General features: G+C 74.0%; 17 protein-coding genes and 2 pseudogenes. 6 read left to right on the top strand and 13 right to left on the bottom strand.

Annotated features, from left to right (window positions below; all coding sequences use genetic code 11):
- Nucleotides 1-350 precede the first annotated feature (350 nt).
- Together HOY81_RS05715 and bldG are read right to left on the bottom strand one after the other, a co-directional pair.
- Complete coding sequence (locus HOY81_RS05715) at nt 351-794, bottom strand: ATP-binding protein (protein ID WP_237318859.1); 444 nt, start codon at nt 792-794, stop codon at nt 351-353.
- 164 nt (nt 795-958) lie between these two features.
- Nucleotides 959-1,300, bottom strand: coding sequence for an anti-sigma factor antagonist BldG (bldG, locus tag HOY81_RS05710; RefSeq protein WP_237318857.1), 342 nt, complete (start codon nt 1,298-1,300; stop codon nt 959-961).
- Between the two features lie 199 nt (nt 1,301-1,499).
- Here bldG and HOY81_RS05705 point away from each other — a divergent pair, with 199 nt between their 5' ends.
- Complete coding sequence (locus HOY81_RS05705) at nt 1,500-3,851, top strand: DEAD/DEAH box helicase (protein WP_237318855.1); 2,352 nt, start codon at nt 1,500-1,502, stop codon at nt 3,849-3,851.
- Between the two features lie 87 nt (nt 3,852-3,938).
- Here HOY81_RS05705 and HOY81_RS05700 read toward each other — a convergent pair.
- From HOY81_RS05700 to ssd, 7 genes and pseudogenes are all read right to left on the bottom strand, one after another.
- Nucleotides 3,939-4,259: pseudogene (locus tag HOY81_RS05700) on the bottom strand (Rv3654c family TadE-like protein); the annotation flags it as partial.
- The gene (locus tag HOY81_RS05695; protein WP_237318853.1) at nt 4,256-4,630 is read right to left on the bottom strand and encodes a TadE family type IV pilus minor pilin; all 375 of its coding nucleotides are present in this window, start codon (nt 4,628-4,630) and stop codon (nt 4,256-4,258) included. The gene HOY81_RS05695 and the pseudogene HOY81_RS05700, both read right to left, overlap by 4 nt.
- Nucleotides 4,631-4,716: 86 nt before the next feature.
- Nucleotides 4,717-5,256 carry a DUF4244 domain-containing protein gene (locus HOY81_RS27660; protein ID WP_237318850.1) on the bottom strand — a complete coding sequence of 180 codons (540 nt, stop codon included), beginning with the start codon at nt 5,254-5,256 and terminating at the stop codon, nt 4,717-4,719.
- Nucleotides 5,253-6,077 (bottom strand): type II secretion system F family protein, encoded by an 825-nt coding sequence (locus HOY81_RS05685; protein WP_237318848.1) that lies wholly within the window; start codon nt 6,075-6,077, stop codon nt 5,253-5,255. The genes HOY81_RS27660 and HOY81_RS05685 overlap by 4 nt, the downstream gene beginning before the upstream one ends.
- Nucleotides 6,074-7,000 (bottom strand): type II secretion system F family protein, encoded by a 927-nt coding sequence (locus HOY81_RS05680; protein ID WP_237318846.1) that lies wholly within the window; start codon nt 6,998-7,000, stop codon nt 6,074-6,076. Before HOY81_RS05680 ends, HOY81_RS05685 begins: the two co-directional genes overlap by 4 nt.
- Nucleotides 6,997-8,187 (bottom strand): TadA family conjugal transfer-associated ATPase, encoded by a 1,191-nt coding sequence (locus HOY81_RS05675; protein ID WP_237319017.1) that lies wholly within the window; start codon nt 8,185-8,187, stop codon nt 6,997-6,999. The genes HOY81_RS05680 and HOY81_RS05675 overlap by 4 nt, the downstream gene beginning before the upstream one ends.
- 119 nt (nt 8,188-8,306) lie before the next feature.
- Nucleotides 8,307-9,632: a septum site-determining protein Ssd gene (gene ssd, locus HOY81_RS05670; RefSeq protein WP_237318844.1), complete on the bottom strand. Its 1,326-nt coding sequence runs from the start codon at nt 9,630-9,632 to the stop codon at nt 8,307-8,309.
- A 450-nt stretch (nt 9,633-10,082) separates the two neighbouring features.
- Between ssd and HOY81_RS05665 the strand changes: the two genes are divergently transcribed.
- Entirely contained in the window at nt 10,083-10,922 is an 840-nt protein-coding gene (locus tag HOY81_RS05665; RefSeq protein WP_237318842.1) for an HAD family phosphatase, read from the top strand.
- 387 nt (nt 10,923-11,309) lie between these two features.
- Here HOY81_RS05665 and HOY81_RS05660 read toward each other — a convergent pair whose 3' ends face one another.
- The gene (locus HOY81_RS05660; RefSeq protein WP_237318840.1) at nt 11,310-12,158 is read right to left on the bottom strand and encodes an oxidoreductase; all 849 of its coding nucleotides are present in this window, start codon (nt 12,156-12,158) and stop codon (nt 11,310-11,312) included.
- Between the two features lie 106 nt (nt 12,159-12,264).
- Between HOY81_RS05660 and HOY81_RS05655 the strand changes: the two genes are divergently transcribed.
- Complete coding sequence (locus tag HOY81_RS05655; protein ID WP_237318838.1) at nt 12,265-13,242, top strand: ATP-binding protein; 978 nt, start codon at nt 12,265-12,267, stop codon at nt 13,240-13,242.
- A gap of 83 nt (nt 13,243-13,325) precedes the next feature.
- Here the strand turns inward: HOY81_RS05655 and HOY81_RS05650 are convergent, their stop codons facing one another.
- The gene (locus HOY81_RS05650; RefSeq protein ID WP_237318835.1) at nt 13,326-14,630 is read right to left on the bottom strand and encodes a hypothetical protein; all 1,305 of its coding nucleotides are present in this window, start codon (nt 14,628-14,630) and stop codon (nt 13,326-13,328) included.
- 353 nt (nt 14,631-14,983) lie between these two features.
- Here HOY81_RS05650 and HOY81_RS05645 point away from each other — a divergent pair, with 353 nt between their 5' ends.
- Complete coding sequence (locus tag HOY81_RS05645) at nt 14,984-17,302, top strand: SulP family inorganic anion transporter (RefSeq protein WP_237319015.1); 2,319 nt, start codon at nt 14,984-14,986, stop codon at nt 17,300-17,302.
- Here HOY81_RS05645 and HOY81_RS05640 read toward each other — a convergent pair.
- Together HOY81_RS05640 and HOY81_RS05635 are read right to left on the bottom strand one after the other, a co-directional pair.
- Nucleotides 17,248-18,099, bottom strand: a complete 852-nt coding sequence (locus HOY81_RS05640) for a hypothetical protein (RefSeq protein WP_237318834.1) — start codon at nt 18,097-18,099, stop codon at nt 17,248-17,250. The genes HOY81_RS05645 and HOY81_RS05640 overlap by 55 nt on opposite strands.
- Before the next feature lie 308 nt (nt 18,100-18,407).
- Nucleotides 18,408-18,941: pseudogene (locus HOY81_RS05635) on the bottom strand (RNA polymerase sigma factor); the annotation flags it as partial.
- A gap of 315 nt (nt 18,942-19,256) precedes the next feature.
- On the opposite strand from HOY81_RS05635, the gene acs reads away from it, so the two are divergent.
- On the top strand, nt 19,257-21,224 hold the full coding sequence (gene acs, locus HOY81_RS05630) for an acetate--CoA ligase (protein WP_237318833.1): 1,968 nt from the start codon (nt 19,257-19,259) through the stop codon (nt 21,222-21,224).
- A 270-nt stretch (nt 21,225-21,494) separates the two neighbouring features.
- Nucleotides 21,495-22,961, top strand: coding sequence for a Na+/H+ antiporter NhaA (gene nhaA, locus HOY81_RS05625; protein ID WP_237318831.1), 1,467 nt, complete (start codon nt 21,495-21,497; stop codon nt 22,959-22,961).
- The last annotated feature ends 33 nt before the right edge of the window (nt 22,962-22,994 follow it).

The following is a 22,994-nucleotide window of genomic DNA, read 5'->3' as shown; positions in this document are numbered from 1 at the left end:
AGCAGCAGCAATTCGCCGTCAGCAGCGAAGATCGAATGGCGAGCGCTCGCAAAATTCCCCCGTGCGAGGTCGCCGGATAATTGACGCCGGGCAGAAATTGATCTTTATGCGACCGGCCGACGATCTTTTTTATTCGATCATTCGGGGGATCCGGGAGAGGACGCACGGGGAGCCGGGTAGGCACCCGGAAGAGGAGCTGATGAGGGACCGGCAGCCGGTCCGAGCAGGCCGGAAGCCGGTCCGAGCAGACCGGAAGCAGCCGGTAGCAAGCCGGACCGGGCAGCCGGGTCAGTCGGCCGGGAGGCGGCAGTGCAGGGGTGAGGGGCAGTGCGCGGGAGCAGGCCCGGCTGTCAGGGCAGGGCGGGGGCAGGCGTCGTCGGCCAGCTCATGCGGATGGTGCCGCCCTTGTCGTCCGTGGTGATCTCCACATCGTCGACGAGGCCGCTGATCACCGCGAGGCCCATCTCGCTCTCGTCCTCGTCGTCCTCGCCGGCCGGCTCGGGGATCTCGTCGCGGGCCCCGGGCACCAGGGCTCCGGAGTTGCCCGGCGCGTCGTCACCGACCTCGATGGAGAACTTCTTCTCGTCCTCGATGAGGGCCACCCGCACGGGCGTGCCCACACCGTTGCTCATGTGCAGCCCGACGGCACGGGTGCAGGCCTCACCCACGGCGAGTCGCACCTCGTCGAGCACCGCCTCGTCGACCCCGGCCCGCCGGGCGACGGCGGCGGCCACCAGGCGCGCCGTCCGCACGTGCTCGGGAAGCGCGCTGAATCGGAGTTCGACGGTGGCCATGCGATTCCCCTCGGTCTACAGCTGTGCGTCGGCAGGAACCGGGCCCGCGGCGGGCCCGGCATACCTGCCTTCGATCTCGTCTCTTCGGCATACGCGGTCCGGCGTCCGGCCGGCCGCTCCGGCGTGCCCCGCCGCGACGGCGCCGGGCACGGGGAGGACATCCCTCAGTCGGTGGCCGAGACGGCCTCGTCCACCGAGCCGTGAATCGGGAAGACCTTGGTCAGACCGGTGATACGGAAGATCTTGAGAATGCGCTCCTGGTTGCACACCAGACGCAGAGAGCCCTCATGGGCACGCACACGCTTCAGCCCGCCGACGAGCACACCGAGACCGGTGGAGTCGAGGAAGTCGACACCTTCCATGTCCACGACGAGGTGGTAGCTGCCGTCGTTCACGAGCTCGACCAGCTGCTCGCGCAACTTGGGCGCGGTGTATACATCAATCTCGCCACCGACCTCGACGATCGTGCGATCGCCAACAGTACGGGTCGACAGGGACAGGTCCACGGATCCTCCAGCACCTTGCTATCGAGCGGTCCGCCCCCGGGGGGCTCCCCCATCGGGGCCTCCCCTCCGGGCCGCCCCGCCTGAGGGCGGTACGACAGGGGACGGATCGGCAGCCGCAGCAGCATTCAATCACTTACCGGCAGTCGCGCACGACGCCTTGCGGCCATTGTCCGTCGCGCCGGTGACAGACTCAGTGTCGATGGCCACCAATCCTCACCCACGGACGATCCTCGAGCATCTCGCCCGGGGCCCGGGCCGGGCTGCGCGCATCACCCATACGGAGCATGTGCCCTCGCGTGTCGGCCGCCATGCAGACTGGCCTGATCAGATCCGTCCGGAAGTGGTCGACGCCGTGCGGGAGGCGGGCATCGGCCGTCCCTGGGCACACCAGGCGGAGGCGGCCGCCCACGCGCTGGCCGGCACCTCCACCGTCGTGGCGACGGGCACCGCCTCCGGCAAGTCGCTGTCCTATCTGGTGCCGGTACTGAGCAGCCTGCTGGACGGCTCCGAGGCGCCGAACGGACGCGGCGCCACCGCGCTCTACCTCGCTCCCACCAAGGCCCTCGCCGCCGACCAGCGACGCGCCGTCGCCGCCCTGGCCGCACCGCTGGGCACGGCGGTGCGCCCCGCCGTGTACGACGGGGACACCCCGATGGAGGAGCGGGAGTGGGTGCGGCTCCACGCCAACTACGTGCTCACCAACCCGGACATGCTGCACCGCGGGATGCTTCCGGGGCACGCCCGCTGGTCCTCCTTCCTCCGCGCGCTGCGCTATGTCGTCGTCGACGAGTGCCACACCTACCGGGGCGTCTTCGGCTCGCACGTCGCCCAGGTGCTCCGCCGGCTGCGGCGGCTCTGCGCCCGCTACGGCTCCGAGCCGGTCTTCCTGCTCGCCTCCGCGACCTCGGCCGACCCGGCGGAGGCCGCCGGACGGCTCACCGGCCGTCCGGTCACCGCCGTCACCGAGGACATGTCGCCCCGCGGAGAACTCGTCTTCGCCCTCTGGGAGCCGCCGCTCACCGAACTGTCCGGGGAACGCGGCGCGCCGGTCCGGCGGACGGCCACCGCGGAGGCCGCCGAGCTGCTCACCGACCTGGCCGTGCAGGGTGTACGCACCGTGGCGTTCGTACGGTCCCGGCGTGGCGCCGAGCTGATCTCGCTGATCGCCCAGGACCGCCTCGGCGACGTCGACCGCTCGCTGCCCGGGCGGATCGCCGCCTACCGGGGCGGCTATCTCCCCGAGGAACGGAGAGCCCTGGAACAGGCCCTGCACAGCGGCGACCTGCTGGGGCTGGCCGCCACCACGGCCCTCGAACTCGGCGTGGACGTGTCCGGGCTGGACGCCGTCCTCCTCACCGGCTATCCCGGCACCCGGGCCTCGCTCTGGCAGCAGGCGGGGCGCGCCGGGCGCACCGGACAGGGCGCGCTGGCCGTGCTCGTGGCCCGCGACGACCCGCTGGACACCTATCTGGTGCACCACCCCGAAGCGGTGTTCCGGCACCCCGTCGAGTCCACCGTGCTCGACCCGGACAACCCGTACGTCCTCGCTCCGCACCTGTGTGCGGCGGCCGCCGAGCTGCCGCTGACCGAGGCCGACACGGAGCTCTTCGGACCGGAGTCGCCCGAGGTCATGGGCGGGCTCGAGCGGCGAAGGCTGCTGCGGCGGCGGGGCTCCACGTGGTACTGGACCCGGCGGGAACGGGCCGCCGAGCTGACCGACATCCGCGGTAGCGGCGGTCCGCCCGTCCAGGTGGTGGAGGCCGCGACCGGGCGGCTGCTGGGAACGGTCGACGCCGCCGCGGCACACTCCACGGTGCACGAGGGCGCCGTCCACCTCCACCAGGGCCGTACCTATGTCGTGCAGCGCCTGGACCTGGAGGACTCCGTGGCCCTCGTCGAGGAGTCGGACCCGCCGTGGACGACGATGGCCCGCGACACCACCTCCGTCTCCGTCCTGGAGACCGACGCCGAGGTGCCGTGGGGCGAGGCCCGGTTGCACTTCGGGGCCGTCGAGGTCACCCATCAGGTCGTCTCCTATCTGCGGCGGAAGCTCGTGACCGGGGAGGTGCTCGGCGAGACCAAGCTGGACCTGCCGCCGCGTACGCTGCGCACCCGCGCCGTCTGGTGGACCGTGACCGAGGACCAGCTCGACGCCGCGCGGATCACGCCGGAGATCCTCGCCGGTGCCCTGCACGCCGCCGAGCACGCCTCCATCGGCCTGCTGCCACTCTTCGCGACCTGCGACCGGTGGGACATCGGCGGCGTCTCCGTGCCGCTGCACCCCGACACCCTCCTTCCGACGGTCTTCGTCTACGACGGCCACCCGGGCGGCGCCGGCTTCGCCGAGCGCGCCTTCCGCACCGCCCGGAACTGGCTCACCGCCACCCGGGACGCCATCGCCTCCTGCGAGTGCGAGTCCGGCTGTCCCTCCTGCATCCAGTCGCCCAAGTGCGGCAACGGCAACGACCCGCTGCACAAGGCCGGCGCCGTCCGGCTGCTCACCCGGCTGCTGTCCGCCTCCGCGGAGGACCCGCCGGCGGCCGACGGCTGAGACCGCGTCCCCAGGTCCGCCGACGGGCCGTGCCCGCAGGGAACGGGCCTGCGGCGCGGAGGCGAAGGAGGCGGCCGGACCGGCCCGGGAGCGCACCCGGGCGTCGTACGGACCGGCCGTACTGCGCACCGTGACATCGGCGACCTCACCGAGCAGGGTGCAGCGCACCAGACCGGCTCCCTGCGCGGCCGCTACCCGCCGAGCCGTGGCGCAGGCCGTCTCCGCGCCGCTCAGGGCAGTGCCGGCGGCAGCGAGGGCGGCGAGATCCGCGGCCGCAGCCGCCCGGTGACGGGCGGTCACCGCCTGACCCAGCAGAAGGAGACCCCCCAGCACCAGGCCCAGCACTGCCGTGCTCCCCGCCACCCACACCGTGGCGGAACCGCGGTCGGCTCCCGGCCGGTGCCTCACCGCTCCCGCGCAGCCGCGCCTCCCGAGGAGTCGCCGGACGCCCCCGGCAGCCGGGCAGGCGCGCCCTCCGCACGGGCCACCGCCTCGGCCCGGACCGGCAGTGTCAGCGGACCCGGGCCGGACGAGCGTGCCCGGACCCGCACCCGCAGCAGGTCGCCTTCCCGGGCGAGCGACACCTCGGCATCCTCGGGCGCGGCGGACCGCGCGGCCCGGAGCACGAGCTGCCGCTCCTCCCCCCGGGCCGCGGCCCGGGCACCCACCCGGGCCGCGTCCACGCACTGGACCTGCGCCACGACGGCCGCGCCGCCCCAGACCAGCAGGGCCGTCAGGAAGACCAGCGTGGGCATCACCACGGCGGTCTCCGCAGTCACGAAGCCCCGGTCCCGGGGACCGCGGCCGGGCCGGCCGGGCAGCACCACCCCGCCGGCCCACCCGCGTCGCCCGTCCCCCGGCCCCGTCAGCCGGCCGCATCGAGGGCCTTCTCGATGATCTTCTGCAGGCCCTCGCTGACCGCTCCGCTGTTCACGATTTTGTAGAGCACCGCGGCGAAGCCACAGGCCGCGATCGTCCCGACGGCGTACTCGGCGGTGCTCATACCGCAATCGCCACGGCGCAGGGCACGCCACAGCCGGTCCCGGTACCGGGCACCCCGTCCGCGAACGGCGCGCTGCGCGCGCCGCCACCTGTCCTTCATCGCACATCGCCCTCTCTCCCTGTCGCTGTCGCTGTGACACCGCCGCGCAGCACTGCCGCTGCCGCGCGGCCCGGCGCCGCCCGAGCCGGCGCCGGTGACGCCGGTGGCGGCGCCCCGGTCGTCGTCGGTGTCGTCCGTCCGGATGTCCTTGTGGCTGTCCGTGTTGTCGTGTGCGTTGTCATGAGCGGCGTCATGGAGGGCGTTCGTCGAGGCCGCCGCCCCGGCGGCCGTCCGGGCGGTCTGCCACCGGACCTCTCGACACCGCGGCGCGACCGTCCGCGCGGGGGCGGCCCGGCGGGTCACCGCAGGCTCCCGGCGAGGCCCAGCACTACCGGCGCCACGCCGACTGCCAGGAACGCGGGCAGGAAGCAGAGCCCCAGCGGACCGGTGACGTGGACCGCCGCGCGACGCGTACGGGCCGTCGCCGCCCGGCTCCGGCGCGCCCGGCACTCCGTGGCCAGCCGCGAGACCTCCTCCACCGCCGGCACCCCCGTGGTGCCGGCCCGCTCCATGCAGCGGGCCAGGTCCGCGCAGCCGGGCAGGGCCCCGAAGCGTGCCCAGGCAGCCTCCGGTGCTCCCCCGAGCCGCAGTTCTGCCGCGGCACGCCGCAGCCGGGCGCCCAGCGGGCCGCCGAAGGAGCGCCCGACCGCCTCCGCGGCCCCGGCGGGAGCGGAGCCTGCGGCCAGGCAGGCGGCCAGCAGCTCCGCCGCCAGGGGCAGCTCGCGTTCGACCCGGCCCTGCACGGCCCGCTCCGGCCCGCTCCCGGCCCGCAGCCGGGTCCGGCGCCGCAGCACCCGCCAGAGGCCGTACGCCCCCACCGCACCGCCCGCCCAGCCGAGGGGTCCGCCGAGGAGGCCGCCCCCGCCCACACCGGCGGCGAAGGCGAGCGCTGCGTCCCGCGCCCGCTCCGCCCGCCACCGCGGCCCGGCTGCACGCCGCAGCCACCGGACGGCTACCTGCCGGGGCCGCCCGCGGCTGAGCCCCACCGCCTGGCCCTTCGTCAGCAGGCGGGCCCTCTCCTGCAGCCCCCGGCCCCGCTGCCGTGCGAGCAGGGCCGCGAGCAGACCGGCCGCCGCGACGAGCACCCCAGTGGTCCACAGGCTGGGGACGGGCAGCCCCGTCATGCCGCACCTCCGTCCTCCGCCGTCCGGACCAGCCGCGCCACCCAGGCGAGCCCCGCCCACTCGAGCAGTCCGCCCAGCACCAGGCAGCCGAGCCCGGGAGCGGTGTGGAAGAGCACCTGAAGCGGCCGGGCACCCATCGCGCCTCCGAGGAGCAACCCGAAGGCCGGGAGAAGGGCGAGCAGAGCGGCCGTGGAACGCGGGCCCGCCAGCTGGGTCCGCAGCTCCTCGTGCTGCTCGCGGTCGGCGCGAAGGGCGCGCGCCACCCGGTCCAGTCCCTCCGCGAGGCCCGCACCGCCGTCGGTGGCCACCTGCCAGCACGCGGCGGCGCCGCGCAGGCCCTCGGCGCCGGGCGTCAGGGAGGCCCGGCGCAGCGCCTCGGGAATGTCCCCGCCGTACCGGGCGGCGGCCGCCACCCCGGCCCCCTCCGGCCCCAGTGCCTCGGTCCCGCCCGCCAGCAGCGCCGCGGCGGGCAGCCGGCCGGCACGCAACTCGCCGGCGACGGCGGCGCACAGCTCCATGACCGCGGTCTCCCGGCGGCGCACCCGGGCGGCCTCCCGGCGCGCACGGAGCCACCGGCCCGCGGCCGGCACGGCGGCGAGCCCCGCGACCACGGGCAGCACCGATTCCGCAAGCAGGGCCAAGGCGGCACCGGCGGGCAGGCACCACCAGTGCGGTCCCGGACCGGCCCGCCGCGCCCAGCGGGGGAGGCGGCCGCCACCGGGAAGGCCACGCAACAGGCCGCTGCGCCCACGGCGCGTCCGGTCGCCCGCCAGGGCGAGACCGGAGGCCGGTGTGGCGGCGCTCGCGGCGAGCAGCAGTCTCGCCCGGTCCGGGCCGTCCCGGCCGCGGGTGAGGCAGAGGACGGCGCCCACGCAGAGCACCACGGCAAGCAGCGGCCCTCCCGGGGCCCCCGCCCCGGTCACCGTCCGCCTCCCGTACGGGCGCAACGCTCTTCCAGCCGGGCGGCGCCGGGGCCGGCCTGGAAGCCGCCCGGGCTCCAGATCGCTGCCGGGACCGTGGTGACGAGTCCCCGCTGGTCCCGCTCCAGCACATGGATCTCGGCGATCCTCCGGCGACCGGTCCGGTCCCGCACCAGGTGCAGCACCACGTCCAGGGCGGCCGCGAGCTGACTGTGCAGGGCGGCACGGTCGAGTCCCGCGGTGGCCGCGAGCGCCTCCAGCCGTGCGGGCACGTCGGCCGCGGCGTTGGCGTGCAGCGTGCCGCAACCACCCTCGTGCCCGGTGTTCAGCGCGGTCAGGAGCTCCGTCACCTCGGAGCCGCGGACCTCCCCGACGACCAGCCGGTCCGGGCGCATCCGCAGTGCCTGGCGCACCAGCTCCCGCAAGCCGACCCGGCCGACGCCCTCCTGGTTCGGCGGCCGGCCCTCCAGCCGGACCACATGGGGGTGGTCCGGCCGCAGCTCGGCGGAGTCCTCCGCGAGGACCAGGCGTTCCCGGGGCCCGACCAGGCCCAGCAAGGTGCTGAGCAGGGTGGTCTTCCCGCTGCCGGTGCCTCCGGTGACCAGGAAGGAGAGCCGCGCGTCCAGCAGGGCCCGGAGCAGCCGGTCGCCGCCGGGCGGCACCGTGCCCGCGGCGGTCAGCTCCGCCAGGTCGAAGGCCCGGTGCCGGACGACGCGCAGGGAGAGGCAGGTGCAGCCGACTGCGACCGGCGGCAGCACCGCGTGCATGCGGGTGCCGTCCGGCAGCCCGGCGTCCACCCAGGGGCGGGCGTCGTCGAGCCGTCGCCCGGCCGAGGTGGCGAGGCGCTGGGCGAGCCGGCGGACGGCGGCCGCGTCCGGGAAGCGGACCGGGGTGCGCTCCAGTCCGGCTCCGCGGTCCACCCAGACCGCGTCCGGTGCGGTGACCAGCACATCCGTGACCGCGGGATCCGCCAGCAACGGCTCCAGCGGGCCGCTGCCCACCATCTCCGAGCGGAGCGCCTCCACCACCTGGAGGACGGCGCTGTCGCCGAGCAGGCGCCCCTGGGCGCGCAGAGCGGCGGCGACCCGGGCGGGGGTGGGTTCGGCTCCCGTCTCCGCCAGCCGGGCACGGACGGCGTCGAGAAGTGCCTCGCCACCCGGCAGGGAGCCGGCGCCGGAGCCGGGGCGCACAGTGGCCTCAGCGGCCCGGAGGCGGGAGGGGACGGCCGGAGCCGCCCCGGCTCCGGCCGGGTGCCCGGCCGTGGCCGCCGGTGCGGTGGGGCCGGGGTGCGTGGCGTGCACGGCGGCGTTCATACGGACCAGCCCCCGTCCTCCGCGCCGCGGTCCCGAAGATCTCCGTCACGACTGTCGGTGCCACGGGCGGGCAGGCCGCCCTCGCCGGCCGCCCGCCCGGCTGCCGGAGCCCGGTCCGGTGCGCCCGGCGGTCCGGAACGGGCGGGGGGCACGGCGGCGCCCGGCGTCCGGCCGCCGGGGACCTCCTCGCCGGCCGGCGCGGCCCGCGTGCGCGACCAGAACGCGCGGGAGAAGCGGGCCAACGCTCCGTGCTCGTGGGAGCCGGGCGGCCGGCCGTGCTCCACCCCCTCGAGCAGCCCGGGCTCCCAGGGCAGCTCCCCGGCGAGCGGCAGCCCCAGCAGGCGGGCGGTCTCCTGCTCGTCCAGGCCCGAGCGGTATCCGCGCGCGCCGTACGGCCCGTGCGGGGGCCGTACCACGGCCCGCAGGTCGCGCAGCACCATCCGGGTGCGGGCGGCGATCCGGTGCGCGGCCGCGACGGCACGCAGTTCGGCGGGCACGAGCAGCAAGGCGACGTCGATCTGGGCCAGCGCCTCCGCCACCGCCTCGTCCATCCGGCGCGGCAGGTCCACGACGACCACACCGCCGCGCCGCCGGGCCGCGGTGAGCACGGCTCGCATGGCGTCGCCGGAGATGGTGACCGAGTCCCCGCGGTCCCAGCTCAGCACGCTCAGGTCGTGCAGCCGGGGCAGCGACTCCTCCAGCGCCACCCCGCCCACCCGGCCACGCGACTCGGCGAAGGCCGGCCAGCGCAGCCCCTCCGTGCGCTCGCCGCCCAGCAGCACGTCGAGCCCGCCGCCCAGCGGATCGGCGTCGATCAGCATCGTCCGCGTCCCGGACCGCGCGGCCGTCACCGCCAGGGCGCAGGCGAGAGTGGACGCACCGGCACCGCCCCGCCCGCCGACCACGCCCACGGTGAGGGCGGGCGGGCCCACGCCCTCCGCCGCGTCGGCGATCCGGCCGGTCAGCCAGGTCTCGGCGTCCGGCAGCATCACCACGCCCTCGGCACCGATGCGTACTCCGCGCTCCCACACGCCGGAGTCGTCCAGATCCCGGCCCACGAGCAGCACTCCCGTCCGGCGCACGGCGGCGGGCGGACCGGAGCCTCCGCCCCCGAGGCCGGTGGCGATGCCGGCGCAGTCGTCCCCCACGAGCACCAGCGGGGCGCGTTCCCAGGCGGCGGCGCCGCTCCAGCCGTGCCAGGCCCCGTGGTCCGGCGGCGCCCCGTGCGCCACCTCCGCCTCGGCGCCGGCGGCCGCGCAGAGCCGCAGCAGGTCGTCGAGGAGGGCGGCGTCCTCGGTGACGATCAGGATGGTTTCGGCCATGATCCAGAGCCCCTTCGCACATCGCTGCATCGCGCCCGCAAACTCGGCGAGCGCCTTCGGGAAACACCGTGCAGCGATCCGAAGGAATTTGGGGATCATGCTCTGAAACGGTGGACAACTCGGCGGTTGTGAATAACTCGGTCGCCCGAACCGGTGACTTCCGGAGAGGAACTCAACGATTACCCTCAGTTACACGTCTCTGCGTACGAGGGGTACGGCAGACGCAGCCGGCAGCCACGCGGAACGAGGGGAGGAGGCCGCGTCAAGACGGCCGGACATGCGACGACCCCCGCCGGGGGGGAGAGCGGGGGTCGTCTCCGCGGCCGACTCGGGGGGGAGGAGTCGGGCCGGGTTAGCACGGTCGCGAACGATCCGTGACTTCCATGGTGTACCCGAGAGGCTTCTCAGGCAAACCCACGCGCCCCACCTTACGCCGAATGGTGGGCGCCTATGCTCACCCTCGTGGAAATCCAGTCGCTTCCCCGGACCGCCGCCTTCTTCGACCTGGACAAGACGGTCATTGCGAAGTCGAGCACGCTGACCTTCGGCAAGTCCTTCTACCAGGGTGGCTTGATCAATCGGAGAGCGGTGCTCCGCACCGCCTACGCCCAGTTCGTCTTTCTGCTCGGCGGAGCGGACCACGACCAGATGGAACGGATGCGGCAGTATCTGTCCGCCCTCTGCCGTGGATGGAACGTCCAGCAGGTGCGGGAGATCGTCGCCGAGACGCTGCACGAGCTCATCGACCCGATCATCTACGACGAGGCCGCCTCGCTGATCGAGGAGCACCATCTGGCCGGCCGGGACGTGGTGATCGTGTCCACCTCGGGCGCGGAGGTGGTCGAGCCGATCGGCGAGATGCTCGGCGCCGACCGCGTCGTGGCGACGCGCATGGTGGTGGAGGACGGCTGCTTCACCGGTGAGGTCGAGTACTACGCCTACGGGCCGACCAAGGCGGAGGCGGTCCGGGAACTCGCCCGCTCCGAGGGGTACGACCTGGACCGCTGCTACGCGTACAGCGACTCGGCCACCGACGTACCCATGCTGGAGGCGGTGGGCCGTCCGCACGCGGTCAACCCGGACCGGGCCCTGCGCAAGGAGGCGGCCGCCCGCGACTGGCCCGTGCTCACCTTCTCCCGGCCGGTACGACTCAAGCAGCGCCTGCCGTCGCTGTCGATGCCCTCGCGGTCCGCCCTGGCGGTGACCGGGGCCGCCGTGGTGGCGGCCGCCGCGACGGCCGGACTCGTCTGGTACACGAGCCGGCGACGGGCCCGTTTCGGCCCTTTTTGAACTTTTCCACAACGAACGTAAAGATCTGTGGGGGAGGGTTCCGCTTGCCACCGTCGCGGGAGTAGAAAGGAATCAGCGGCCCGCGAGACCGGCGGCATCCGAGAGGATCCCGTTGCACGCACGGCCCCACGGACCGTTCGCATGAATACCGGGAACCCACGCGCAGCCGACCCGCGATACGGGCCAGTCGCACCAGGTGACGGGCGAAGTCCCGACCTGATGGACGCTATGAGGTGCACGCACTGGTACCCCGGTGGACATGCCAGCGGCGGTACCGCCCCGACGGTGCCGCCGCAGCCCGTGTACGGCCCCGTCCCGCGTTTCCCCCGGATGCGCCGCCTCCGCCGCCTCCCCGGGCGGTTCCCTTCCGTGGACCCTTCCCGCCCTTCAGGCGGCCCCGCGCTGCAGCGCCTCGCAGACGGCCGTGCTCTCCCGGGCGCCCAGCTCCACGGCCCGTCCGCAGTGGCGGATCCATTCCGCCATGCCCTCCGGCGTCCCGGCGGCATAGCCCTCCAGCGCCCGCCCGTAAGCCTCCGTGCCCAGCTCCGCGTGCCCGACCTCGGCGGGGCAGACCGACTTCGGATCCAGTCCGCCGGCGACCAGCACGATGCGCTCCGCGGCGCGCGCCACCAGGCCGTTGTGGCTGCGGAAGGGGCGCAGCGCCACCAGCTCCCCGTGCACCACCGCCGCGGTGACCAGTGCGGGCGCGGAGGTGCCCGCCACCAGCAGCCGCGCCAGCCCGTCCAGCCGGCCCGACACCTCGTCCGCGCCGGGCAGCGGCAGCCCGGCCTCCGGCCCCTGCTCCGGACCGGTCACCTGCTCGCCCGCCAGCCGGGGGCGCCCGACGGTCTCGTCCGGTGCGTCGCCGCCGGCGGCGACGAGGTGCAGCCGGGCCAGCACCCGCAGCGGCGACTGCCGCCACACGTCCAGCAACTGGCCGGTCTCGGCGGTGACGCGGAGCGCGGCACCCACCGTGCGGGTCTCGCCCGCGACGCCGAAGTCGCTGCGCCGCCGCACCTCCTCCAGCGCCCAGTCGGCACCGTCGAGGGCGGCGGAGCCCCGCGCCCCGCGGAGCGCGGCCTCGGAGCTCACCTCGCTGCTGCGACGCCGCATCACCCGGTGGCCGTAGATCCGGTCCACGGCTTTCCGTACGGACTCGACGGTCTCGGCGACCCCGGTCAGGTCCGCCAGACCGGCCAGCGGATCGGAGGTCCGGGAGTCAGCGGCGTTACTCATGCGTATGACCCTACGCACCCACCGGCGCGGTCCAAGCCCCCCGATCGAGTGGTCTTCTTCACTCACGTTCGCCACACACCGCACGGATGCGATTACGCTAACGAACATGAAGATCGCTTTCGTTGGGAAGGGAGGCAGCGGCAAGACGACGCTGTCCTCGCTGTTCGTCCGCCGGCTGGCCGCCCACGGCACCCCTGTCATCGCCGTCGACGCCGACATCAACCAGCATCTGGGCGTCGCGCTGGGGCTGGACGAGGCGGAGGCAGCCGAGCTGCCTTCCATGGGCGGGCGGCTGCCGCTCATCAAGGAGTACCTGCGTGGTGCGAACCCGCGGATCACCTCCGCGGAGACGATGATCAAGACCACGCCTCCCGGCGAGGGCTCCCGGCTGCTGCGGATCACGGAGGACAACCCGGTCTACGACGCCTGCGCCCGCACCGTTCCGCTGGAGGGCGGCGACGTGCGGCTGCTGGCGACCGGCCCCTTCACCGAGTCGGACCTCGGGGTCGCCTGCTACCACTCCAAGGTGGGAGCGGTGGAGCTGTTCCTCAATCATCTCGTCGACGGGCGCGGCGAGTTCCTGGTCGTCGACATGACGGCGGGCAGCGACTCCTTCGCCTCCGGGATGTTCACCCGGTTCGACATGACCTTCCTGGTGGCCGAGCCGACGCGGAAGGGCGTCGCGGTCTACCGGCAGTACAAGGAGTACGCCCGGGACTTCGGGATCGCCCTCAAGGTGGTGGGGAACAAGGTGCAGGGCCCGGACGACCTGGAGTTCCTGCAGGACGCGGCCGGCGACGACCTGCTGGTGGCCTTCGGGCACTCCGACTGGGTGCGCGCGCTGGAGAAGGGCCGCACCCCGCCCTTCGCGGAGCTCGAGGAGGCCGACCGGGCCGCCCTGGACGTCCTGCACGCCGCGGCGGACGCCGCGTACGCACACCGGGACCCGGAGCGCTACATGCGGCAGATGATCCACTTCCATCTGCGCAACGCCGAGAGCTGGGGGAACGCCCGGACGGGCGCGGACCTCGCCGCCCAGGTCGATCCCGGCTTCGTGCTGGGCGCGGCGCCGCAGCCGGCCTGAGGAGGCCGGCCGCGCCCGGTGCGGGCCGCCCCGCCGCACCCCGGGTCGGCGCGGCCTTCCGGCTGCGGCGGGGCACCGTGACGTCAGCCGGTGGCGGCCCCCTCCGAGCCGGGGGAGGGCGCCCCGGTGCCCGCGGCCTCCCGCCGTTCCGGCGGAGCGAGGAACTCCTGCCATCCGCCCTCCGGCCTCTCCCCCACGCCCAGGGTGCGCAGCCGGGCCAGCAGCTTCGGGTCCTGTACGTCCAGCCACTCGACGAGTTGCCGGAAGGAGACGCAGCGGACGTCCTCCTTGGGACAGATCTCCCTGATGACGTTCTCGACGGCCTCCATGTAGATGCCGCCGTTCCACTGCTCGAAGTGGTTGCCGATGATGTAGGGCGCCCGGTTGCCCTCGTACGCCCGCTCGAATCCCTGCATCAGGCCGTCGTGCCACTGCTTCCGGTACTCGGGCCGCATGGCCACCGGCCCGTCGACGGTCTTCGACTGGTTGGCGAGGAAGTTGTAGTCCATGGAGAGCGTCTCGAAGGAACGGCCCGGCATCGGGATCTGCTGGAGCGGAAGGTCCCAGAGGCCGCCCTCCTTGTCCGGCCAGACCTGGGTGCCGTTGCCACTGGAGTCGTAGCGGAAACCCATCTCCGCGGCGGCCGGCAGCAGGTTGTCGCGGCCCTCCAGGCAGGGTGTGCGGCCGCCGATCAGCTCCTCGTCGTAGTCGAACGGCAGCGGCTCCATGTCCTTCCAGCCGGTGGTGGTCTTCCAGTGCTCGACGAACCACTTGGCCTGGCGGATCTCGCTCTTCCACTGGTCCACGGACCAGGTGTCCACGCCGGTCGGGCCGCAGAAGTGACCGTTGAAGTGGGTGCCGATCTCGCTGCCGTCGAGCCAGGCCAGCCGTAGCTGCTCGAGCGTGGCGCGGATGTTCTCGTCGCGGAGAAAGCCGATGTCCGAGGCGCCCGGCTCGTGCCCGGGCCCGTGGTAGCGCTCCGCCTCGTCCTCGGGGAGCAGATAGAGGCCGCTGAGGAAGTAGGTCATCGCGGCGTCGTTCTCCTTGGCGACCTTGCGGAAGTGGGAGAAGAGCCGGTTGCCGTCCTCGCCGGCGCCGTCCCAGGAGAAGACCACGAACTGCGGGGGTTTCTCGCCCGGTGGGAGTCTCCGCGGGGTCGGCTGGTGCGGCTGCGGGCCGGTGACGGAGGTGGAGCCGTCCCCGAGGATGCGGGTCTTCTCCTCCGGCTTCTGGCCTCCTTCGTGCGCGTTCTCGTCGTCCGGGCCCGGGGCCGAGGTCTTCTCGCCGCCCACGCCGGGCTCCGGGCCGGCGTCGGAGCAGCCGCCGAGCAGCAGGGTCAACGCCGTCAGCGCCGCCATGCCCCCGGCGCCACGCCGAGTGCCTGTCATCGGCTCACCTCATTCTTCATACGTATGACAAACGGACTTACGCCGGTCCAACGTCGCATGTCCCAGAAGAGGCACCGGTATGACAAGCGGTTCCGCGACGCGTTTCACCCGTTGGACGGAACCTGGGTCAAGATCGACCTCGCCGACTTCTCCAAGTCTTTACGGTCCATTACGATCTGTTTACCAATGCTTGGAGTAGCGACTACGTCACGTCATGTGACATCGAGGAGGTGACCTGCCCGATGTCCAGCTGTGGTCTGGTGCGTGTGCCGCAAGAAGGTGGGGACGGGGAAGAACGCGCGGGGACGGGCGATCACGGTGTCCGGCGGTGGCGCGGACGCCACGCGGCCGATCTGTCGGCGTCCGTGACGGTCTTTCTGATCGCCCTTCCGCTCTCCCTCGGCATCGCGCTCACCGCAGGCGCCCCCCTGCAGGCCGGGCTCGTCGCAGCGGCCGTGGGGGGCATCGTCGGCGGCAGACTGGGCGGCGCACCGCTGCAGATCGGAGGGCCCGCCGCCGGTCTCACCGTCGTCACGGCCGACCTCATCCAGATGTACGGCTGGCGGGTGACCTGCGCCATCACGGTCGCGGCCGGGGCCGGTCAACTCCTCCTCGGCTTCCTGCGGGTGGCGCGCTCAGCACTGGTGGTGAGCCCCGCCATCGTGCACGGCATGCTGGCCGGGATCGGCGCCACCATCGCCCTCGCCCAGCTCCACATCATGCTCGGCGGCAGCCCGGAGAGCTCCGCGGTGGCCAACGTCCTGGCGCTCCCCGGCCAGCTCACCGACCCGCACCCGGCCGCCCTCTCGGTCAGCGGGGTGACGGTGGCGGTGCTCCTCCTCTGGCCGCGGCTCCGGCAGCAGCGCGGGCGGTACGGCCGGATCGCCGCCCGGCTGCCGGCGGCGCTGGCAGCGGTCGTGGCGGCCACGACCCTCGCCGCCGCCGCAGGCATGCGGCTGCCCCGGGTGGATCTGCCGTCCTGGCGCAGTCACGCGCTTCCGGAGCTGCCGGACGGCCCGGTGCTGGGGCTGATCGCCGCGGTGCTCGCCGTCACCCTGGTGTCCGGCGTGCAGACCCTGCTGTCGGCGGTGGCGATCGACAAGCTGGCGGCCCGGCGGCCGGGCGGGTCCCCCGTGCCCCGCGCGGATCTCGACCGGGAGCTTCGCGGGCTCGGCGTGTCCAACATGGTCTCCGGATCGCTCGGCGGGCTGCCCGTCGCCGGGGTGGCCGTCCGCAGCTCGGCGAACGTCTCCGCGGGCGCCGTCAGCCGTAACTCCGCGATCCTGCACGGCGTCTGGGTGCTGCTCGCGGCCCTGCTGCTGGTGTCCGTGATCGAGCTGATCCCACTGGCGTCGCTGGCGGCCCTGGTGATGGTGGTGGGCATCCAGATGGTGAGCATCACCCACATCCGCACCGTGACCCGCCACCGCGAGGTGGTGGTGTACGCCGCGACCGCGGCCGGTGTGGTCTTCCTGGGGGTGCTCGAGGGGGTGGGCATCGGCATCGGTGTCGCGGTGTCCGTCGCCCTGCACCGGCTCACCCGCACGCGCTTCACCACCGAGGTCCGGGAGGACGGCACCCACCGCCTGGTGGTACGGGGGCAGCTCACCTTCCTGGCCGTGCCCCGGCTGAGCCGTGCCCTGGCACAGATGCCCGAGGGGGCGGACGTCGTGGTGGTCCTGGACGGCTCCTTCATGGACCACGCGGCCTACGAGACGCTGCACGAGTGGCAGACCACCCACCGGACGCAGGGCGGCACGGTGGAGGTGCAAGGCCGCGCGGGCCGGCAGATCGCCGAGCCCCGCACCTCGCACACCTGCTCGCCGTGGATGCCCTGGCGGAACCACCAGTGCATCCGGCCGCGGCAGCCGGAGCCCGCGTCCCACACGCCCCGGCACGGTCAGCTCCTCGGCGGGGTGCGGAACTTCCAGCGCACCACCGCACCCCTGGTCCGGGAGGAGCTGGCGCGGCTGGCCCGGGAGGGCCAGCGCCCCTCTCAGCTCTTCCTGACCTGCGCCGACTCCCGGCTGGTCACCAGCATGATCACCTCCAGCGGGCCGGGAGACCTCTTCACCGTGCGCAACGTGGGCAATCTGGTGCCGCTGCCGGGTACGGCGACCACGGACGAGTCGGTCGCGGCCGCCATCGAGTATGCGGTCGACGTGCTGAAGGTGGAGTCCATCACCGTGTGCGGGCACTCCGGCTGCGGCGCGATGCAGGCGCTGCGGAGCGCCGGCGAGGAGGGCGTCGCCGCCGACACCTCCCTGGGGCGGTGGCTGCGCCACGCCGCACCGAGCCTCCACCGGGCGGCGGCCCCGGAGGGGGCGCCGCCCCGGATCGTCACCCGGTCCTCGGACGCCCTGGAGACGCTCTGCCTCGCCAATGTGGTCCAGCAGCTCGAGAATCTGCGGGCCCACCCCTGTGTGGCGCGCCGGATCGCAGAGGGCGGGCTGGAGCTGCACGGCATGTACTTCGACGTGGGCGAGGCCCAGGCCTATGTGCTCGACCCGCCGGCCTCCGGCCGCACGCTCCCCGGTGTGTCTCCGGGGGACGAGCCCGGCGCGACGCCTGCGCTCTTCACGCCCGTACGGCCGGAGGAGGTGATCCCGGGCCCTCCTCAGGAGCGCGACGCCTCCTGCGGATCGCAGGGCGCGACCTCACCGGTGACGTAGGAGAACACGGTCTGGCGGATCTCCGCCCCTCCGGAGGACGCGTAGTTCTCGATGATCAGCGTGTCGCCGCGGTTCAGGGTCTGTCCCCAGAGCTGGTGATCGGTGATCCCCAGCCCCTCGGCCTGCTCGACCGACCAGGCCAGGCTCTCCCCGGCGTCTTCCGGCGCCGTGGGGCCCGGTCCGGGGTGCTTCCCGGACTCCGGCGCCCCGGGCGAGACCAGCATCATCCCGGTGCGCGGGGACTGGTCCTCGCCCCGCGGGTACTGGCAGACCGTTCCGGGGGGTGGCGTGTCGACGACCGCGTCGATGCCCATCTCCCGGAGCGTGGCCGCCAGCTCGCGCTGCTCGTCGCGATCCAGCGTGAAGTCGGAGATCTGCAACTCCACGGAGCCGTCCGGGTTCTGCTCCACCGCATAGGCCGGGGACTCGGCCGGGCTGCCGGGGACGGCGACCACGGCGGCTCCCGCCGCGGCGCAGGCGGCCAGACCCATCGCCGTCCGGCGCACGACCGGGCGGCGACGGAGCGGGGCGCCGGGGGCGGCCACCGACCGGCCGTCCCGGCCGCGCCCGAGCTCCTGCTGGAGCTCCGCCAGCAACCGGTCCTCGAAGGACCCGCACGCCGGGTCCGCGTCCCCCTCGGCACCGGGCCGCCGCCGAGCGCTGCCCGCGCCGGACACCCCTGCCGCCGCCAGGCCGCCTGCGGTGCCGCGGTCCCCCCGGTCCGTACGGCCCGTGCCGGTGGTGCCGTCCCTGCCGCCGGCGCCGCGGGCGCCGGGAACGCCGTTCATGCCGTTCATGCCGTTCATCCTCGTCAAGCCTCTCCCCTGGTGATCGCCCGTGTGCCGGAGAACCGGACCGGCGCCGCCCCCACGGTGGCCGGCCCACGGGAGGGCTCCGCGCGCCGCGCGGTTCGGGCCTCCGGCCGGGACCTCGCCTCTCCCGCCGACCGGGCACCTCGCGTCCCCGCGGGGCCGTGCACCGCGAGGCCGTCCCGCACGGCGTCCTCCCCCCTGGAGCCCTCCCTCGCAGAGCCGTGCGCCGCGGAGCCGTTCCCTCCGGCCCGCTGCTCCGCCGCGCCCGGCGCCCCCGCCGGTTCCGCGACGTCCCGCAGCGCCCTACGGGCCCGGTGCAGCCGCACCCGCGCGGTCACCTGTCGTATGCCGAGTGCGGCGGCCGCCTCGCCGACGGTGAGCTGGTCGACGGCGACGAGTTCCAGCACGGCCCGCTCGCCCGCGGGGAGCCGGCGCATCGCGGCGAGTGCGCGGCGACCGGCCGCCTCCGCGTCGAGCCGGTCCTCGAGCCGGGCGATGTCGTCCCGTTCCAGCAGCCGCCGCCCGGCGATGCGCCCGGTCAGCGCGGCCTCCCGGGAGGTGCGGCGGTGCTCCGTCGACACCACGTTGCGGGCGATCCCGTAGAGCCAGGCCGCCTCGCTGCCCCGGCCGGGGCGGTACGAGTCCGCCGAGTCGATCACCGCCAGGAACACCTCGGCGGTCAGGTCCGCCACCGTGTGCGGATCCGCCACACGACGCGCCACGAAGCGCGTCACCCCGTCGATGTGCCGGCGGTAGAACTCCGCGAAGAGTCCGGGGTCCCGCACCGCCGCGGCGGGCCCGCCGCGGTTCCGTTCCTCGTCGCTCACCGGTCGCCCTCCCGTCGTCGTCCGGCCTTTCCCGTACTTGGCGGAAGCGCCGGGCAGCGTTACGGCGCGCCCGGTGCGGTCGGCCCCGGCCTGGCGCGCACCACCGGGTACCGGGCCGCCGCCGAGCGGCCGCGGGCGTCCGTTCGTCGCGCGTCGGCGCCCTCCGGCGACGAATCGCCCCGCCGGAAGACACCGTTCTGTACCCGCCGCGTGGTTAGTGCCAGGATCGCTAGGGGCCGACCCTTGACCCCGCCTTCTCTGTTCACGAGCATGCAGTTATTGGTCTACACCACGCGACGTACCGGGAGCCGAGACATGGACAAGCGTCCTTCCATCGCCAACATGCTCAGGGAAGAGCGCCGGTTCGCGCCGCCCGCCGAGCTGGCCGCCGGCGCCAACGTGCAGGAGGCGGCGTACGAGCAGGCGCGGGACGACCGGCTGGGCTTCTGGGCCGAGCAGGCGCGCCGGCTGTCCTGGGGCACCGAGCCGACGCAGACCCTGGACTGGTCGAAACCGCCGTTCGCCAAGTGGTTCGCCGACGGCCGGCTGAACGTCGCCTACAACTGCGTGGACCGCCATGTGGAGGCCGGCCACGGCGACCGCGTCGCCCTCCACTTCGAGGGCGAGCCCGGCGACACCCGCACCGTCAGCTACGCCGACCTCCAGCAGGACGTCTGCCGCGCGGCGAACGCCCTCACCGAGCTGGGCGTGCAGGCCGGCGACCGGGTCGCCCTCTACATGCCGATGATCCCGGAGACGGTGGTCGCGATGCTGGCCTGCGCCCGCATCGGCGCCCCGCACTCGGTGGTCTTCGGCGGTTTCTCCGCCGACGCCCTCGCCACCCGCATCGAGGACGCCGACGCCCGGGTCGTGATCACCGCGGACGGCGGTTTCCGCAAGGGCGGCGCCAGCGCGCTCAAGCCCGCCGTCGACGAGGCCCTGACCCGCCCCGGTACGGAGAACGTGCGGTCGGTGCTGGTGGTGCGCCGCACCGGTCAGGAGGACATCTCCTGGACCGAGGGCCGGGACGTGTGGTGGCACGACGTCGTCGACCGCCAGTCGCCGGAGCACACCCCCCGGGACTTCGACGCCGAGCACCCGCTCTTCATCCTCTACACCTCCGGAACCACCGGGAAGCCGAAGGGCATCCTGCACACCACCGGCGGCTACCTGACCCAGGTGGCCTACACCCACCACGCCGTGTTCGACCTGAAGCCGGAGACCGACGTCTTCTGGTGCACGGCCGACGTCGGCTGGGTGACGGGGCACTCCTACATCGTCTACGGACCGCTGGCCAACGGCGCCACCGAGGTGCTCTACGAGGGCACCCCGGACTCGCCGCACAAGGGCCGCTGGTGGGAGATCGTGGAGAAGTACCGCGTCACCCTCCTCTACACGGCTCCGACCGCGATCCGCGCCTGCATGAAGTGGGGCGACGACATCCCGGCCAAGTACGACCTCTCCTCGCTCCGCATCCTGGGCTCGGTGGGCGAGCCCATCAACCCGGAGGCGTGGATCTGGTACCGGCACCACATCGGCGGCGACCGCACCCCCGTGGTGGACACCTGGTGGCAGACCGAGACCGGCGGCGTCATGATCAGCCCGCTGCCGGGCGTGACCGAGGCCAAGCCGGGATCCGCGCAGGTGCCGCTGCCGGGCATCGCGGCGACCGTGGTGGACGACGAGGGTCAGGAGGTGCCGGACGGCGGGGGCGGCTATCTGGTGCTCACCGAGCCGTGGCCGTCCATGCTGCGCACCATCTGGGGCGACGACCAGCGCTTCCTGGACACCTACTGGTCGCGCTTCGAGGGCCGCTACTTCGCCGGTGACGGCGCCAAGAAGGACGAGGACGGCGACATCTGGCTGCTCGGCCGGGTGGACGACGTGATGCTGGTGTCCGGGCACAACATCTCCACCACGGAGGTCGAGTCCGCCCTCGTCTCGCACCCGAAGGTGGCCGAGGCAGCCGTGGTCGGCGCCACGGACCCGCAGACGACCCAGGCCATCTGCGCCTTCGTCATCCTCCGCGGCAACGCCGCCGAGGAGGAGGGCCTGGTGGAGGAGCTGCGCGGCCATGTGGCCCAGCAACTCGGCCCGATCGCCAAGCCGAAGCGCATCCTGCCGGTGGCGGAGCTGCCCAAGACCCGCTCGGGCAAGATCATGCGCCGTCTCCTCCGCGACGTCGCGGAGAACCGCACGCTGGGCGACACCCAGACGCTGACCGACTCCTCGGTGATGGAGCTCATCCAGGCGAAGCTGCCGAGCGCGCCCAGCGAGGACTGAGCGCCGCACGGCGGAGTGCGCGCAGGCCCGGCGCGGGCCCGGCCGCGTGCGGGGCACCCGGTGGCCGCCGGGTGCCCCGCACGCGCATTGGATAGGCTGGCGCCCAGGTCACCAGGTCACCCCGGGAAGGACGGCGGATCGGCAGGACACACCACAGGGCGCGCCGGGAAGTCTGGTCGGCACACAGCAGCAGGCGTACGCCCCGCACGGCGGCAGCCGGACGGCGGGCGTACGCAACCGCCCCGTACCCCGCGTACCCGGAGGTTCGCCTTGCCCGCGCCGCACCACACGCCCGGCACATCCGACGCACCCGACGCCCCCGACGGTTCCGAGTTCCTCAGCCGTCCCTCCCTCCCCGAACGCAACTTCCTCGCTGACGCCCTGCGCACCGAGACCGTCGGCGGCGTCCTGCTGCTGCTCGCCGCCGTTCTCGCGCTGCTGCTGGCCAACACGGGCCTGAGCGACGTCTACTCCGACGTCAAGGACTTCACCTTCGGCCCGCACGCGCTCCATCTCGACCTGACGGTCGCCGAGTGGGCCAAGGACGGCCTGCTCACCCTCTTCTTCTTCGTCGCCGGGATCGAGCTGAAGCGCGAGCTGGTGGCGGGCGAGCTGCGCGACCCGCGGGCCGCCGCGCTGCCGATCGTCTCGGCGCTCTGCGGCATGGCCGTGCCCGCCCTGGTGTACGTGGTGAGCGCCGCGTCGGGCGGCGGCGACCTCAGCGGCTGGGCGATCCCCATGGCCACCGACATCGCCTTCGCGCTGGGCGTGCTGGCGGTGCTCGGCACCGGGCTGCCCTCCGCGCTCCGGGCCTTCCTGCTCACCCTGGCCGTGGTCGACGACCTCGGCGCCATCGTGATCATCGCGGTGTTCTTCACCTCCGCCATCAGCCTCGGGGCGCTGGCGGGCTCGCTCGCCGGGCTGGCGCTGTTCTGGTTCCTCCACCGCAAGGGGGTGCGCGTCTGGTACGTCTACGTCCCGCTGGCCCTGGTGATCTGGGGCCTGATGCACGCCAGCGGGGTGCACGCCACGGTGGCCGGCGTCGCGATGGGGCTGATGCTGCGCTGTACGCGGCGTTCCGGCGACCCGGGCGGCGAGTCGCCCGCCGAGCGCATCGAGCACCGGGTGCGCCCGCTCTCGGCCGGCCTGGCGGTGCCGCTGTTCGCCCTGTTCGCGGCCGGTGTGCCGGTCTCCGGCCGGGAGATCGGCGAGGTGTTCACCCAGCCGGAGACGCTGGGTGTGGTGCTCGGGCTGCTGGCGGGCAAGACGCTCGGCGTCTTCGGCGGCGCCTTTCTCACCGCCCGCTTCACCCGGGCGGAACTCAACGAGGAGCTGGAGTGGGCGGACGTGTTCGCCATCGCCGCCCTCTCCGGCATCGGTTTCACCGTCTCGCTGCTCATCGGTGAGCTGGCCTTCGAGGGCGACGCGGAGCTGACCTCCTCCGCCAAGGCCGCCGTGCTCACCGGCTCGTTGCTGGCGGCGGTGCTGGCGGGCGTCCTGCTCAAGATGCGGGCCCGGCGCTACCGCCGGCTGTGCGAGGAGGAGGACCGGGACGAGGACGGTGACGGCATCCCGGACGTCTACGAGCGGCACAACCCGGACTTCCACCTCCGCATGGCCGCGCTGCACGACGAGAAGGCCGCCGAACACCGTCGGCTCGCCGAAGTGGCCGCGCGGGGGTACACGCAGGAGGATGAGGGTCCGGCATCATCTGACGGGCCGGTAACTGACGAGTAGCCACCCCGCGTCGCAGCAGGGGAGTAGGGAGAC

The organism is Streptomyces sp. JJ36, from assembly GCF_021696945.1.
In the GTDB taxonomy this organism is placed as follows: Bacteria; Actinomycetota; Actinomycetes; order Streptomycetales; family Streptomycetaceae; genus Streptomyces.
Note: the sequence above shows the minus strand (reverse complement) of the source record. Positions and strands in the feature narration are given on the sequence as shown.